This window comes from Streptomyces montanus (genome assembly GCF_005786655.1).
Classification (GTDB): Bacteria; Actinomycetota; Actinomycetes; order Streptomycetales; family Streptomycetaceae; genus Streptomyces; species Streptomyces sporangiiformans.
In genome coordinates this window covers 19,502-32,204 of record NZ_VBZC01000060.1, presented here as the reverse complement: position 1 = coordinate 32,204, position 12,703 = coordinate 19,502, and the positions used below count along the sequence as shown (strand labels likewise).

At 69.1% G+C, this 12,703-nt stretch carries 13 protein-coding genes and 1 pseudogene; 5 read left to right on the top strand and 9 right to left on the bottom strand.

Translation table 11 applies throughout. The annotated features are described in order from the left end of the window. Positions 1–38 precede the first annotated feature (38 nt). On the bottom strand, positions 39–2,438 hold the full coding sequence (locus FE633_RS37555; protein WP_138049639.1) for a glycoside hydrolase family 65 protein: 2,400 nt from the start codon (positions 2,436–2,438) through the stop codon (positions 39–41). Positions 2,439–2,479: 41 nt separating this feature from the next. Beyond that, complete coding sequence (locus FE633_RS37550) at positions 2,480–3,352, bottom strand: universal stress protein (RefSeq protein WP_138049638.1); 873 nt, start codon at positions 3,350–3,352, stop codon at positions 2,480–2,482. Positions 3,353–3,666: 314 nt separating this feature from the next. Between FE633_RS37550 and FE633_RS37545 the strand changes: the two genes are divergently transcribed. Together FE633_RS37545 and FE633_RS37540 are read left to right on the top strand one after the other, a co-directional pair. Beyond that, a complete protein-coding gene (locus tag FE633_RS37545) occupies positions 3,667–4,122 on the top strand; it encodes a Crp/Fnr family transcriptional regulator (protein ID WP_171060287.1) in 456 nt (151 codons plus the stop codon). Between the two features lie 24 nt (positions 4,123–4,146). After that, positions 4,147–4,824, top strand: a complete 678-nt coding sequence (locus tag FE633_RS37540; RefSeq protein WP_138049637.1) for a CBS domain-containing protein — start codon at positions 4,147–4,149, stop codon at positions 4,822–4,824. Between the two features lie 48 nt (positions 4,825–4,872). Here FE633_RS37540 and FE633_RS37535 read toward each other — a convergent pair whose 3' ends face one another. Then, positions 4,873–5,802 carry a pyridoxamine 5'-phosphate oxidase family protein gene (locus FE633_RS37535; RefSeq protein WP_138049636.1) on the bottom strand — a complete coding sequence of 310 codons (930 nt, stop codon included), beginning with the start codon at positions 5,800–5,802 and terminating at the stop codon, positions 4,873–4,875. Positions 5,803–5,941: 139 nt separating this feature from the next. On the opposite strand from FE633_RS37535, the gene FE633_RS37530 reads away from it, so the two are divergent. Then, positions 5,942–6,616, top strand: a complete 675-nt coding sequence (locus FE633_RS37530) for a CBS domain-containing protein (RefSeq protein WP_138049635.1) — start codon at positions 5,942–5,944, stop codon at positions 6,614–6,616. A gap of 12 nt (positions 6,617–6,628) precedes the next feature. Here the strand turns inward: FE633_RS37530 and FE633_RS37525 are convergent, their stop codons facing one another. The 5 genes from FE633_RS37525 to FE633_RS37505 form a co-directional block, all read right to left on the bottom strand. Next, positions 6,629–7,087, bottom strand: a complete 459-nt coding sequence (locus FE633_RS37525) for an Hsp20/alpha crystallin family protein (RefSeq protein WP_138049634.1) — start codon at positions 7,085–7,087, stop codon at positions 6,629–6,631. Positions 7,088–7,090: 3 nt separating this feature from the next. Beyond that, positions 7,091–7,402, bottom strand: coding sequence for a DUF1876 domain-containing protein (locus FE633_RS37520; RefSeq protein WP_138049633.1), 312 nt, complete (start codon positions 7,400–7,402; stop codon positions 7,091–7,093). Between the two features lie 11 nt (positions 7,403–7,413). Continuing rightward, positions 7,414–8,814: a nicotinate phosphoribosyltransferase gene (locus FE633_RS37515; protein WP_138049632.1), complete on the bottom strand. Its 1,401-nt coding sequence runs from the start codon at positions 8,812–8,814 to the stop codon at positions 7,414–7,416. 40 nt (positions 8,815–8,854) lie between these two features. Beyond that, positions 8,855–9,472 (bottom strand): Rv1733c family protein, encoded by a 618-nt coding sequence (locus FE633_RS37510; protein ID WP_138049631.1) that lies wholly within the window; start codon positions 9,470–9,472, stop codon positions 8,855–8,857. Between the two features lie 137 nt (positions 9,473–9,609). Continuing rightward, positions 9,610–10,428 (bottom strand): universal stress protein, encoded by an 819-nt coding sequence (locus FE633_RS37505; protein WP_138049630.1) that lies wholly within the window; start codon positions 10,426–10,428, stop codon positions 9,610–9,612. Positions 10,429–10,635: 207 nt separating this feature from the next. On the opposite strand from FE633_RS37505, the pseudogene FE633_RS37500 reads away from it, so the two are divergent. Both FE633_RS37500 and FE633_RS37495 read left to right on the top strand, forming a co-directional pair. After that, positions 10,636–10,890: pseudogene (locus FE633_RS37500) on the top strand (universal stress protein); the annotation flags it as partial. A gap of 167 nt (positions 10,891–11,057) precedes the next feature. Further along, positions 11,058–12,086 (top strand): alcohol dehydrogenase catalytic domain-containing protein, encoded by a 1,029-nt coding sequence (locus tag FE633_RS37495; protein ID WP_138049664.1) that lies wholly within the window; start codon positions 11,058–11,060, stop codon positions 12,084–12,086. A 189-nt stretch (positions 12,087–12,275) separates the two neighbouring features. Here FE633_RS37495 and FE633_RS37490 read toward each other — a convergent pair whose 3' ends face one another. After that, complete coding sequence (locus tag FE633_RS37490) at positions 12,276–12,554, bottom strand: hypothetical protein (protein WP_138049629.1); 279 nt, start codon at positions 12,552–12,554, stop codon at positions 12,276–12,278. Positions 12,555–12,703 lie beyond the last annotated feature (149 nt).

Sequence of the window (12,703 nt, the reverse complement as noted above, 5' to 3'; positions counted from 1 at the left end):
TGACCAGCCGTCACGTTTCTTCCGGTCCGCCACGCGGATCAGCTCGCCGGCAGCACAAGCGTGCAGGTCTCCCCCGGTGCGACGGTCACGGCCCGGTCGGGCAGGACCACACGGATCGGTGACTCCTCCGAGTCGGGCACACCGATCCCCAACTGTCCGCTCCGCAGCCGTACGCTGACGCCCCAGTGGCCGCGGTAGCGCAGTGAAAACCCGTACTCCGACAGTGCCGGAAGCGGCACCGGGTCCAGCCGGAGGGCGTCCTCGCGGGTCTCCAGGCCGGTCAGGCCACGCTGCACCAGGTCCAGGGTGCCGGCCATGGCACCGAGGTGGATGCCTTCACCGGTCGTGCCGCCCTGGAGGTCGGCGACATCCGCTTTCAGGGCTTCCTGGCAGTACGTCCACGCCTCGGTCTGTCTGACCCGCGCGAGGACCCAGGCGTGGACGAGGCCGCTGAGGGTGGAGCCGTGGCTGGTGCGCTTGAGGTAGTAGTCGACGGTCCTGCGCCAGAGCTCGTCGTCCATGTCATAGCCGAGGCGGTGGAAGAGGTCCCGCAGCTCGGCAGGTGAGAAGAGGTAGCCGAGCATCAGAACGTCGGCCTGCTTGGAGGCTTGGTAGCGGTTGACCGTGTCGCCCTCCGCCTCGAGAATCCGGTCCAGCCGCCGGATGCTGTCGTAGCGGGCGCGGTAGGCGTCCCAGTCCAGTTCGGCGAGGTCACCGTAGCCGTCGAACTGGCTGATGACGCCCTGATGGAACGGCACCCGCAACCGCCGGGAGGTCTCCTCCCACTTCGGGAGTTCGCCGCTGTCCAGCTCAATACGCTCGAACAGCTCCTGCCGCCGCCACACGGGCAGGCGCCGCACCAGGTCCAGGGCGCGAGTGAGCACCCATGCGGCAGTCACGTTGGTGTACGCGTTGTCGTCGAGGCCCGGGCCGACGGCATCCGGATAGCTGTCGTGGTATTCGTCGGGGCCGACCACACCGCGGATGCGGTAGCGGCCGAGGTCAGCAGCGAACTCCGCGGTGTCCGCCCAGAAGCGGGCGATCTGCAGCAGCATCTCCGCGCCCTTGGTGTGCAGGTACTCGGTGTCGCCGGTCGCTTCGCAGTACTGCCACACGTTGTAGGCGATGGCGGAGCCGACGTGGTGCTGGAGCCGGGAGTTGTCCAGCAGCCAGCGGCCCGAGCGGGGATTGAGATGCAGCTGCTGGGTCTCCTCGCGCCCGTCACTGCCGGACTGCCACGGGTACATGGCCCCTGCCCTGCCCGCCGCGTGGGCCGCGCGGCACGCCGGCGGCAGGCGCCGGTGGCGGTAGTTCAGCAGCGCCCGCGAGACCTCCGGGAAGTGCAGGTTGAGATACGGCAGCACGAACAGCTCGTCCCAGAAGACATGGCCCCGGTACGCCTCGCCGTGCAGCCCACGGGCCGGCACCCCAACATCCAGCTCCGTGGTGTGAGGCGACAACGTCTGCAGCACATGGAACAGATGCAGGCGCAGAACGCGGCCCGCCTCCCCGGGCACCTGCACGTCCGCGCGCCGCCACAACCGCGCCCACGCCGCCACGTGGGAGTCCAGCAGCGCCGAGAAGCCGGGAGCCGCGGTCACCCGGTCGAGCGCCGCCCCGAGCGGGTCGCTGATCGCCACATCACGTGAGGTGTGCAGGGCCACGGTTTTCTCGACAACGGCGGGCCGGCGCGGAGCGATCGGTATCACCAGCCGATGCGCGGCTCGGCGGCGAGAGGGACGCAGGTCCGACGATGTCGGCGACTGCCCCATGGCGACTGTACGGGCCGCCATACCGACACCGACGTAGGAGGCGCTGGTGCGGCACTGCAGCCACGTAGTGGCGTCCCCCGCCGTCCCGGTGCGCACATGGGCCAGGTGGTTGCGGCTGAGGGACCGGTAGCGGTGCACGTTGCTGTTGGTCACGTCGCCGTCCAGGACGGACTCGACCTCGATCTCCCCCGACCAACCCTCGGTGGTGAACACGGTCCGCAACGCGGCCAGGTGAGGATCCGCCATGTGCACCAGGCGGACCTGTTCCACCTTCACCACGCCCGCCTCGCCGTCCCGGAACCAGAACGTGCGCGTCAGCGTGGCACGGCGCAGGTCCAAGGTGTGCCGGCAGTCGAACGGCTGCCGCACGTCGGGAGAGAACCACGGACCGGCCGATCCGTCGGCGGAGCGGATACGGAACCGCAGCAGCAGCCAGTTCGGGAGGTTCACCAGGTCCTCGTTCACCACCTGGCGCCCTGCCACGGTCGACTCCAGGCGATTGTACACCCCGGCCGCGTAGGTGGCCGGACAGTGCACCAGGCCCGCTCTGCATTCGGGCACGGCGCCACGCGTGGCGAAGTAGCCGTTGCCGAGGGTGCACAACGATTCGCGCAGCCGCTCGGCATCGGGGTCGTACCCGTCGTACTCCCAGGTCCACTCCGACATCTGTCGGCCTCCCCCTCTCCCATCACCACACGTGCGGGAGTTCAGGCTCGCTGCGGGACAACGGCCACCGGGCACTCGGCGTGATGCAGCAGCGCGTGGGCGACCCTGCCGAGTTGCAGACCGAAGTGGCCGTGCCGCCGCAGTGCACCCACAACGATCAGGTCGGCGTCGCCCGACGCATGCAGGAGGACCTTGTGAGCGGGACCCTCGACCGATTGGCGGCGTACGTCGACCTGCGGGTGATCCCGGGCGGCGTCGCGCAGTTGGTCGGTGAGGAGGGTGGAGGCCCGTTCCTCGTGGACACTTGCGGCGACCTCGAGTAGCGGTTGGTCCACGTACTCATGGGCGGGGTAGCGCCAGACCCGTACGGCATCCAGAGCGCCGCCGCGCACCTCGGCCTCGTGAAAGGCGAACCGTACGGCGGTCGAGCCCTCGGTGGAATCGCCGACTCCGAGCACCACCCGGCCGAAGGAGCCCTGCCGGTTCCGTTCCCCGCCGCGGACCACGATGACCGGGCACACGGCACGGGCGGCCACGGCGAGGCTGACCGACCCCAGCAGCATCCCGGCGAGTTCGCTGCGGCCGCGAGAGCCCGTGACCAGGGCAAAGGACTCATGGCCCGCGTTCAGCAACACGGACACCGCGTCGTCGGGCAGCACCTCACTCGACACCTTCAGATCCGGGTTGCGGAGCTGGGCGCGTTCCGCGCAGGACGCGGCGATGTGCTCCGCCATGATCTCTTCGGACGGACGGTCAGTGGTGAAGGACGGGCGGCCTCCTTCGTACCGCTCCCACAGGGAGGCGTGGACGAGCCGCAACGGCAACCCGTGGCGTGCCGCCTCGTCCGCCGCCCAGTCCACGGCCTGCAGGCTGGAATCCGATCCGTCGACACCCACGACGAGCGGGAGCTCCATCAATTGCCACCGCCTTCCTGACCGGCAACCGCGGGACCTCCTGTGAATACCGTCGCACCGGCCTGGGCCCATCGCGACACGTGGACCGACTTCGTGACACGCGGATCGGCTGGAGAGCAGACCTCGGTCCCGGTTGCACCGCGCCGGTTTGCGGCGATGGTGGAGTCATACGGCCGGGAAGAGCACAGCGCTGGGTATGCCCCCGGTCGCCGACACGACCACGAAGACCACGGCCCCGCACGGTGAGACGTCCGTGACCGGATACGAAACCCGCCCTCCACCTTCGAGGCCATGGAGAAGGGAAGGCCATAGTGGTGACGAGGCCCGGCGTTTTCGGCGCCCTGACCGAGGAGCATCGCGAGCAGCTCATGTCGCTCGCTCGTGAGGTGTCGTTCGCGACGGGCGAGCGCATCTTCAACGAGGGCGGAAAGGCCGACCGCTTCTGGATCATTCATACGGGCACGGTCGCTCTCGACCTTCACGTGCCCGGCCGGCAAGCAGCGGTCATCGAGACCCTCGGTGCCGGAAGACTGCTGGGCTGGTCCTGGCTGGTCCCTCCCTATCACTGGCATCTGGGGGCCGAGGCCGGCAGCCCGGTGCGTGCCTACGAGTTCGACGCGGCGGCGGTCCGCGAGATGTGCGCGAAGGACTCGGGGCTGGACCACGAGCTGTGCACCTACGTCGCCGGCGTGCTCGCACGCCGGCTCAGGTCCGCCCGGGTGCGCCTGCTCGACCTGTACGCACCCCACGGCGCGGGCGAGGTGCCCTGACGAGGCGAGACGAGGTGGCTGGAAATGCCTGAGACCCCACACATCGTGAGCGATGTGATGACCCAGACGGTCGTGGCTGTCGGACGCGACGCGCCCTTCAAGGAGATCGTCCGGACCATGGAGCAGTGGAAAGTCAGTGCCATGCCGGTCCTGGAAGGTGAAGGGCGCGTCATCGGCGTCGTCTCCGAAGCCGACCTGCTGCCCAAGGAGGAGTTCCGCGACACCGACCCGAGCCTCTACGAGCAACGCGGGCGTCTGTCCGACGTCGCCAAGGCGGGAGCGGTGACGGCGGAGGACCTCATGAGTACCCCCGCGATCACGGTCCACGCTGACGTGACCTTGGCCCAGGCGGCCAGGATCATGGCCGTCCGGCGGGTCAAGCGGCTGCCTGTGATCGACGACGAGGGCATGCTCCAGGGCATTGTCAGCCGTGCCGATCTGCTGAAGGTCTTCCTGCGGTCGGACGAGGACATCGAGGAGGAGGTCCGCCGCACTGTGGTGGCCTACCTCTTCCCGGCCTTCAGCCACGCCATCCACGTGAACGTGCACGAGGGAGTCGTCACCCTCCGCGGGCACATCCGCGACACCTCACTCATCTCGGTCGCCGTGCGCCTGGTGCGCGCCGTGGAGGGTGTCGTGGACGTCGAGCCCCATCTCACCGGCGAGTCCGCCACTCCGGCCCGACCGGAGGGCGCGCAGTGAGCCACGGGCCACCCTTGCCCCAGAGGGAACCGTGTCCAGGCCTCTCGCCTACTTCTCGGCCGGACTGATGCGGCGTCCTGTCAGGCGCGTTGGCTCAATCGACACCCACATCTCGCGTGCACCCCCCGGCCATGGCGTGGTGTGGGCGCGATCGACCAGCCTCCGCACCGCGTCGGGCTCGGTGACCACCCGCGCGGGTCCGACAACGAGCACGCTCCATCCCTGGCTCATGGCCTCGTCCACATGGTCGACCTCAAAGGCGACTTCCGATCCCACGGCCCTCGCCGGGACCGAGTCCGGCGCAGTCCGGAACGCGATCGCGTCATCGACGACCTCGTAGTTGACCGGAACCACCGCCGGGCCGTCCGGTGTCGATACCGCGACGCGTCCCACGCCGTGCGTGGAGAGCAGGGCGCGGCATTCATCAGGGCCGAGGTCCCGCAGCCGAGGGCGCAGGAGCGCCTGGCCCCGGCCGGGTGGCAGATCGATGCCGCCCCCGCGCAGGGCTGCGACGCTGGTTCCCAGCACGCCGGCCAGGTTGATGAGACTGGCGACGGTCGGGTCGGCCGGTTGTTCTTCGAGGTACGCCAGGTACTCCGGCGCCATTCCGGCGCGGCTGGCCGTCTCGGCCCGGGTAAGTCCCTGGCGTGCGCGCTCGGCAGCGACGCGGCGGCCGATGTCACCGGGGTTGGGCACCCTTCCCGACCGAGTCCCTCCAGACCTGGTACTCCGCTGCCCGCCGGTCCCGTGCGTCGTCGGCCGGGAAAGGGCCTGCGGGCTCCCGGGCCCTTGCTCAATGTGACGGATGTGCGCGTCGGGCCCGGGGAAGACGAGCGTCACCTCGTCCGTGTCCGACCAGCGCACGTCGTAGGGCGGCGTGCCATCCGCATGGTGGAGTCCCACAATCTCGCCATCGCGCCTGGTGGCGCCGGTGGCAGGGCTTTCGACAACGAGTTGATCGCCGAGTTGAGCTCGCATGATCGCCACCGTTTTCTGAGAATGCTGCTGTATCCCAACGTGCCACGCACGGCGTGCCTACGCATGGGATGAGACATCCGGTGGTCCGGACAGCCGGACGGACATCACTGGTTGTCTCCACCAGAAACGGAGAGGCGACATGCACCACCGTACGGTCGCAGAGCTCATGACCCGAGACGTCGTGCGCGCACGGCGCGACATGCCGTTCAAGGAGATCGTCAAGCTTCTCGCGGATAACGATGTCACCGCCGTGCCCGTGGTCGACGAACTCGACCGCCCCATCGGCGTGGTCTCCGAGGCCGACCTGCTACGCAAGTCCTCCGCCCAGACCGACCCCTCCGGCCTGACACCGATCCCTCATCTTGAGGCATGGGAGCGCGCCAAGGCCGAAGGGGCCAGAGCCGAGGAGCTGATGTCCGCTCCCGCCGTGTGCGCGCGTCCGGAGTGGACCGTGATCGAGGCGGCTCGCCTCATGGCGGCCCACAACGTCAAGCGGCTGCCCGTGGTGGACGAGGCCGACCGGCTGCAGGGCATCGTGAGCCGCAGTGACCTGTTGAGGATCTTCTTGCGCCGTGACGACGCCATCCGCGACGAGATCACCGGAGACATACTGCGCGGGACGCTGGGCCCTGCTGCCTCGGAGGTGACAGTCGAGGTGCGCAAGGGGCAGGTCACCTTGAGTGGATCCGTCGGGGTCAAGATCCTGATCCCGGTGATCGAGCGGCTGTGCCGGAGTGTGGACGGCGTGGTCTCGGTCTCCGAGCACATCGCGTACCGGGAAGACGACTCCCGTGGTTCCCGCGGCGGCACGTGACCCTTGTGTTACTCAGCCAGAGATCTCGATGCGATGCGGTTTGGCCTTCTCGGCCTTCGGGACGCGCACGCTGAGCACTCCGTTGGTCAGCTCGGCGCTGACGTGTTCGGTGTCCGAGTTGGGCGGCAGACTTGTGCGGTAGTCGAACTGCCCGATGCGGCGGGTCTGCCGCCGAACCACGCCGGTGTGTTCCTTCTCCTTGATCTCGCCGTGGACGTCGAGCTCGGACTCCGTGACCTCGACGGTGATCTGGTCCTTGTCCACGCCGGGAAGCTCCAGCTCCACCACGTACGCGTCCTCGGTGTCCTCGATGTCGGCCAGCGGCGCCCACGCCCCGGCCGTACCCGGTTCACCGCCACCGGGGAAGGCGGACTGCATCAGACGGTCCATGCGGGTGTGCAGTTCCTCGAGTTCGCGGAAGGGGTCCCATACCGGGAGAGCACCCCTGCTACGACGGACAGGCAGCGTCATCGGTCATCCTCCTTGTGTCTCATCCGGCAGCGGCCAGCCGGTCTCCGGCCGAGCACTCCGCCCAGCCACGGGCGCGGCCACGCCCTCGATGTCGCGCTCCGCGACATCCACCAGCTGCCGACCGAGGTCCTGCATCGCTCTGCCCGCCGCCAGCTCGTCACCGATCTCCGGCACATCCATGTCTGTGGGGTTGCGATGTGCGGCACCGTGCCCGGTCAACTCGGCGGTTCCGGTGTTCAGCACCGCACGCGCCTTGGTCGTTCCCTCTTCCTCGAAGAGGTAGAGGCGGACCTTCCATTCCACGGTATGCGGCATCACGGTCCTCCTCATCCCGGTACGGATCGCTGTGATCCGGATGCGCTCCGCTCACGGCTTCGCAGGTCCGCGGCCGAGGCCAGGACCTCGTCTTCGATACGGCGCCGGACCTGTTCGGTGAGCGAGGTCAGTCGCCCGGAGGTCACCGCCCGTGGCGCGACGGGCGCCCGGATCCTACGCGCCGCCGGCGGAAGCCCGGCCAGGTCGGCAGCGAACCTCTCCCCGCGCTCCCCCAAAGTGGGGCGCTCGACGGTGCGCCTCCCCCTCTCCATCACCGTCACCAGCAGAGGCACGCCCTGCCCGGGCGGCTGCTCATCACGCAGCCCGATCACATCGCCGTATCCGGGGCAACGGAACACTTGCTTCTGCCCAGGAGCGGTCACCTTGGCCGAGGAGAGCTTCATCACCGGCCGTCCGTCGTACTCGACCAGCTTGTAGGCGGAGTCCAGGAACGGGGCGTCGGCCGAGACCCCGACACGGGTGCCCACGGCGTAGACGTCGATCGGCACTCCGGAGCGAACCAGTTCGTCCACGGAGTACTCGTCGAGACCGCCGCTGGCGACTATCCGTACGTCCGGCAACCCTGCGGAGTCGAGGATGGCGCGCGCCCGTACGGCGAGGGCGCCGAGGTCGCCGCTGTCCAGCCGCACTGCCGAGCCGGGCCCACGGGCCGCGTGGTCGAGGTCTCGCAGCACACGCGCCGCGACACGGACGCCCTCCTCGGTGTCGTAGGTGTCCACCAGGAGCGTCAGCGGGCCGGGGTGCGAGCGGGCGAAGGCACGGAACGCTTCCTCCTCCGATCCGAACGCCTCGATGTAGGAGTGGGCCATCGTGCCGATGGCGGGCAGCCCTTCGGCGGTGGCCGCGGCGACGTTGCTCGTTCCGGCGAAGCCGACCATGCCGCTCAGTCGTGCGGCCTGGAAACCGGCCTGGGGGCCGTGGGTGCGTCGAAGGGAGAAGTCCACGACCGGGTGTCCCGCCGCGGCAAGGACGCATCGGGCGGCCTTCGAGGCGATCGTCGTCTGGTGGCTGACCTGGTTGAGTACGTACGTTTCGACCAGCTGTGCCTGTGGAAGCGGAGCGGTCACCTCCAGCAGCGGTTCTCCCGCGAGAACGATCCGCCCTTCCGGCACCGCCCGGACCTGGCCGGTGAACTCCATGCCGAGCAGTGGCTCCAGATCGCGGGGAGGCCGGTGCAGCGCCGAGGCGAAGGTGTCGACGTCCTCAGGGGTGATCCGATAGCCGGAGAGGAAGTCAAGCGACGACTCCAGACCGGCAGCCACCAGAAACCCCCGGTCGGGCGGCATGGCACGGACGAAGAGACTGAACGTCACCGGGCCGGTCAATCCCTCCTTCAGGTACGACATCGCCATCGTGACCTCGTACAGATCAGTGGTCGTCGCATCGGACATCAGCGTCACCTCCTGGACGCCACCCCAGGACCCCGGCCTGTCACCCGTGGAACCGCGCGGACCACAGGGGCTCCACCAGGTCCCATTCGGCGTCCCACTGCGCGTACCTTCTGCGGTTCAGCGCCAGACGCACACCTTTTCGCCCAGCGACGAAGCCGGCGTACACGCCAACCGCTGTCAGGCCGCCCGTCAGCCAGCCGGTGGCCGTCGCTTTGCTCGCGGGCATCGGCGGGTCCTGAACGGTTCCTTCCCGGTCCACCCAGATCCGCACGGTCGGACCCGCGATCTTGTCCAGCGGTACGCGGGCGGTTCCGGTCCGCTGCCGGCCGTCCTTCCCGGTCCAGCTCACCCGCACCGTCTGCTTCTCGTCCGCCGCGCTGCCCGGTGCTGCCTGCGGGGCAGAGGTCACTCGTGCGGTGGTCAGGTGCCGTTCCGCGGACTGGGCTTGGACGGTGCGCATCGTGGACTCGTAGGCAGCCAGCCCCGCGCTCACCGAAGCCACCGGCAGTCCGAGGGCGAGCACCAGGAGCAGCAGTCCGGAGCACCAGGCTTCGACACGGTCGGACGTACGCCTCAGTGGGTTCGCGCCCTTGGGCGGGTGTTGCTCCTGGTGCGGTCGGTCAGGACCGGATGCGTGCGGAGAATCCTGTGTGCTCATGGTCTGGCCTCCAGCTGTCGCTGGTGCGTCCCCAACCGCGTCTGCCTCCTTCACCACCTTCCACGGGCGGCAGGATCCGGTCACGGGGCCGAAGGTCTCTGCTGACCAGCACTCGGCCCACCCCGCCCGTCACCCGGTCATATCTGCGGAACGACCGCGATCGGACACGGCGCGTGATGCAGCAGCGCGTGGTTGACCAGGCCCAGCTGCAGACCGATGTGCCCATGCCTCCTGCGAGCCCCGACGACGAGCAGATCAGCGCTGGACGCGCTTTCCAGGAGCGCACGTCGTGCCGGGCCCTCCACCACCTCGCTGCTCACCGGCACGTCCTGATACCGGTCCGCGGGGTCGCGCAGCGCCTCAGCGAGCACTTGCGCCGGCGGGCGCCGCACGGCTTGGAGGGCGTATCCGGGCAGGCCCGGAGGCCCGGGGCTCCCGACCGGGGCACTCCAGGCGTGTACCGCCACCAGCCGACAGCGCCGCACGTGGGCCTCGCGGAACGCGAACTGCAGGGCCGTACCGCTGCCCTCCCCGTCCTCGACACCGACGACGATGTTCCCGAACCGGCTGTCTCGGTGCTCCACCCCACCGCGCACGACGACGACCGGGCAGTCGGCGTGGGCGGCCACGGCCAGGCTGACCGAGCCCAGGAGCATCCCGGCGAGGTCTCCGAGCCCCTTGGACCCGAGCACCAGTGCGAAGGCGTTGCGCCCCTTTTCGACCAGGGCGGAGGCCGCGTCCTCATGCAGCATCTCGCTCGACAGCCGCACCGTGGGAGCACCTTGCCTGGCACGTTCCGAGGCCGCGCCGATCACGTCGGACGCCTCGCGGTCCCCAGCCGCCGCGTGCAGGAGGTGGAGCGGCACGCCGTGTCGGACCGCCTCGTCGGCGGCCCAGTGCACCGCATCCAGGCTCGCCTCGGACCCGTCGATGCCGACCACCAGGGGAATCGTCACCGCCCCTGTCTCCTCTCGTGCCGGATTCCGCACCTCCGGCCCTCTCCTCCACAGGTCCACATGCGCCGAGGAGGGGATTGGGGTACTTCTCGAATGGGAGAACGCACCACTCGGCATGTCGGCGACGTCCGGACCATCCACGCCATCGGACTCGTTCACCGTCATCCACCGTCATTTCCAGCTTCTTACGGGACGGAGGCCGCCGCCATGCAACCAGCCCTCAGCGTGGGCCTCGACGGCTCACCCGAGAGCCTTGCCGCTGCCCGCTGGGCCGCCGACGAGGCGGAGAAGCGCAAGCTCACCCTGCGCCTGCTGCACGCATGGCCGCTCCTGGCGCCGGAACCGACCCGCGTCCCGTCGGAAGTCGATCAGAACTACTGGGCGAAGCGTCTCGTCCGCACCGCGCGGGCGGAGCTCCAAACACGTCACCCGGGGCTGTCCGTCATCGGCAACCTGGTCGCCTCTCACTGATCGGCGCAGCGCCATCTCCACCCATCCGGCCATGAACACCAAGCAACGAAGCCCGATGGTCCTGAGCAGTCCAACGCACTGATGGGCCCGGTTGCCCGGGCGTCCTTCCAGGGCGACGGTGGAGAGAGCCGGCCGAGTCAGCCAGGGAGTGGGTGACCATGCGAGCCCTCGTCTACCACGGGCCCGGACAGATCTCCTGGGACACGGTCACGGATCCGGCGATCGAGGACCCTGGCGACGCCGTCGTACGCGTCGACGCCACCACCATCTGCGGCACTGATCTGCACATCCTGCGCGGAGACCTGCCCGAGGTGAAGCCGGGAACAGTCCTTGGCCACGAGGCGGTCGGCGAGGTGCTGAACGTCGGCAGCGAGGTCCACTCCATCACTCCGGGCGATCAGGTGATCGTGTCGTCCGTCTCGGCCTGCGGCCGCTGTCAGTTCTGCCGGGACAGCATGTTCGGACAGTGTGGGGGCGGCGGGGGCTGGGTCCTCGGGAATCTGATCAACGGAACACAGGCCGAGTTCGTACGGGTCCCGTTCGCCGACTACTCCACGCGCCGACGGCCCGGCGCTCTGGCGCTCGAGGACGCCGTCCTGCTCGCCGAAGTCCTCCCCACCGCCTACGAGGTCGGGGTGCGGAACGGACACGTGGGCCCGGGAGACACCGTCGTGGTCGTGGGCGCCGGTCCTGTCGGACTCGCCGTGGTCATCATCGCCCGGATCTACTCACCGCGGAGAATCATCGCGGTGGACTTGTCCTCCCCCCGGCTGGAAGCCGCCCACCGACTGGGTGCCGACTCCGCCGAAGTGCCCGGACGGCTGATCGCCGATCTCGCCGACGGGCCCGGCGCCGATGTGGTCATCGAGGCCGCCGGAGATCCGGAGGGCTTCGCCCTGTGTACACGGGTCGTACGTCCGGGTGGACACATCGCCAACATCGGCACGCACGGCAAGCCGGCCACGCTTCATCTCGAAGCACTGTGGCGCAAGAACGTGACGATCAGCACCGGCCAGGTGGACACCTCCTCCACACCGTGGCTGCTGGAGCTGGTGAGGTACGGACGCCTGCCTGTTTCCCAGCTGGTCACCCACACCTTTGGCCTCGACCGGATGGAGGACGCCTATGAGGTGTTCGCACGCGGCACCACCACGGGCGCCCTCAAAGTGGTGCTGCACCGCGAGTGAAACCGCCCGGCCGACAGGAGCCGAGGGCCACAAGAAGACATGGCGAAGCGGAGCGAAACCGCGCACCGTGCAATTCGGGCCCGCAAGAAGCGGGCGGCCCCGGCTCCATGAACGTCAGCAGTATGCGCGCTGGGCACACTGCGCGAGGCGGTGGACCGGGAGGGGCTCGACGACGAACGGCAGGCCGCACTACGACGTGTCCTCTACGGCCTGTACACCCTGGTCAAGGTCTACCGATGCGAGCAGTTCGGGGACAAGCGCCTTGTCCAGTCTTCCCGCCATGGTCACCACGCCGTTCTCCACGGTGACCTCGACAGCGCGCGGATCCAGCAGGTGCTGACCGACCAGGGACTCGACCTCGGCCCGGATCTCGGCATGGTCACGGATCAGGGCCCCCAGCAGATCGCGTCGGCTCACCACACCGACCAGCCGACCAGGGGCGATCCACCTCGGGCTCCAGCTAGTCACCGGGGGAACCTTCGCGCCACGCTCTTTGCGACACTCGTGAACCGAGGGCTGATACGCGACAGCCTCCACGGCTAAAGCGTTGGCGGCAGCAGGGATGCGCAGAAAAGAGTTCCGGGCTACTGCGGCTGACGTGACCTGCGGCAGGACGT

Coding starts and splice junctions, on each gene's coding strand:
- FE633_RS37555 (WP_138049639.1), bottom strand. CDS start 2,438: ATGTCGGAGTGGACCTGGGAGTACGACGGGTACGACCCCGATGCCGAG.
- FE633_RS37550 (WP_138049638.1), bottom strand. CDS start 3,352: ATGGAGCTCCCGCTCGTCGTGGGTGTCGACGGATCGGATTCCAGCCTG.
- FE633_RS37540 (WP_138049637.1), top strand. CDS start 4,147: ATGCCTGAGACCCCACACATCGTGAGCGATGTGATGACCCAGACGGTC.
- FE633_RS37535 (WP_138049636.1), bottom strand. CDS start 5,802: ATGCGAGCTCAACTCGGCGATCAACTCGTTGTCGAAAGCCCTGCCACC.
- FE633_RS37530 (WP_138049635.1), top strand. CDS start 5,942: ATGCACCACCGTACGGTCGCAGAGCTCATGACCCGAGACGTCGTGCGC.
- FE633_RS37525 (WP_138049634.1), bottom strand. CDS start 7,087: ATGACGCTGCCTGTCCGTCGTAGCAGGGGTGCTCTCCCGGTATGGGAC.
- FE633_RS37520 (WP_138049633.1), bottom strand. CDS start 7,402: ATGCCGCATACCGTGGAATGGAAGGTCCGCCTCTACCTCTTCGAGGAA.
- FE633_RS37515 (WP_138049632.1), bottom strand. CDS start 8,814: ATGTCCGATGCGACGACCACTGATCTGTACGAGGTCACGATGGCGATG.
- FE633_RS37510 (WP_138049631.1), bottom strand. CDS start 9,472: ATGAGCACACAGGATTCTCCGCACGCATCCGGTCCTGACCGACCGCAC.
- FE633_RS37495 (WP_138049664.1), top strand. CDS start 11,058: ATGCGAGCCCTCGTCTACCACGGGCCCGGACAGATCTCCTGGGACACG.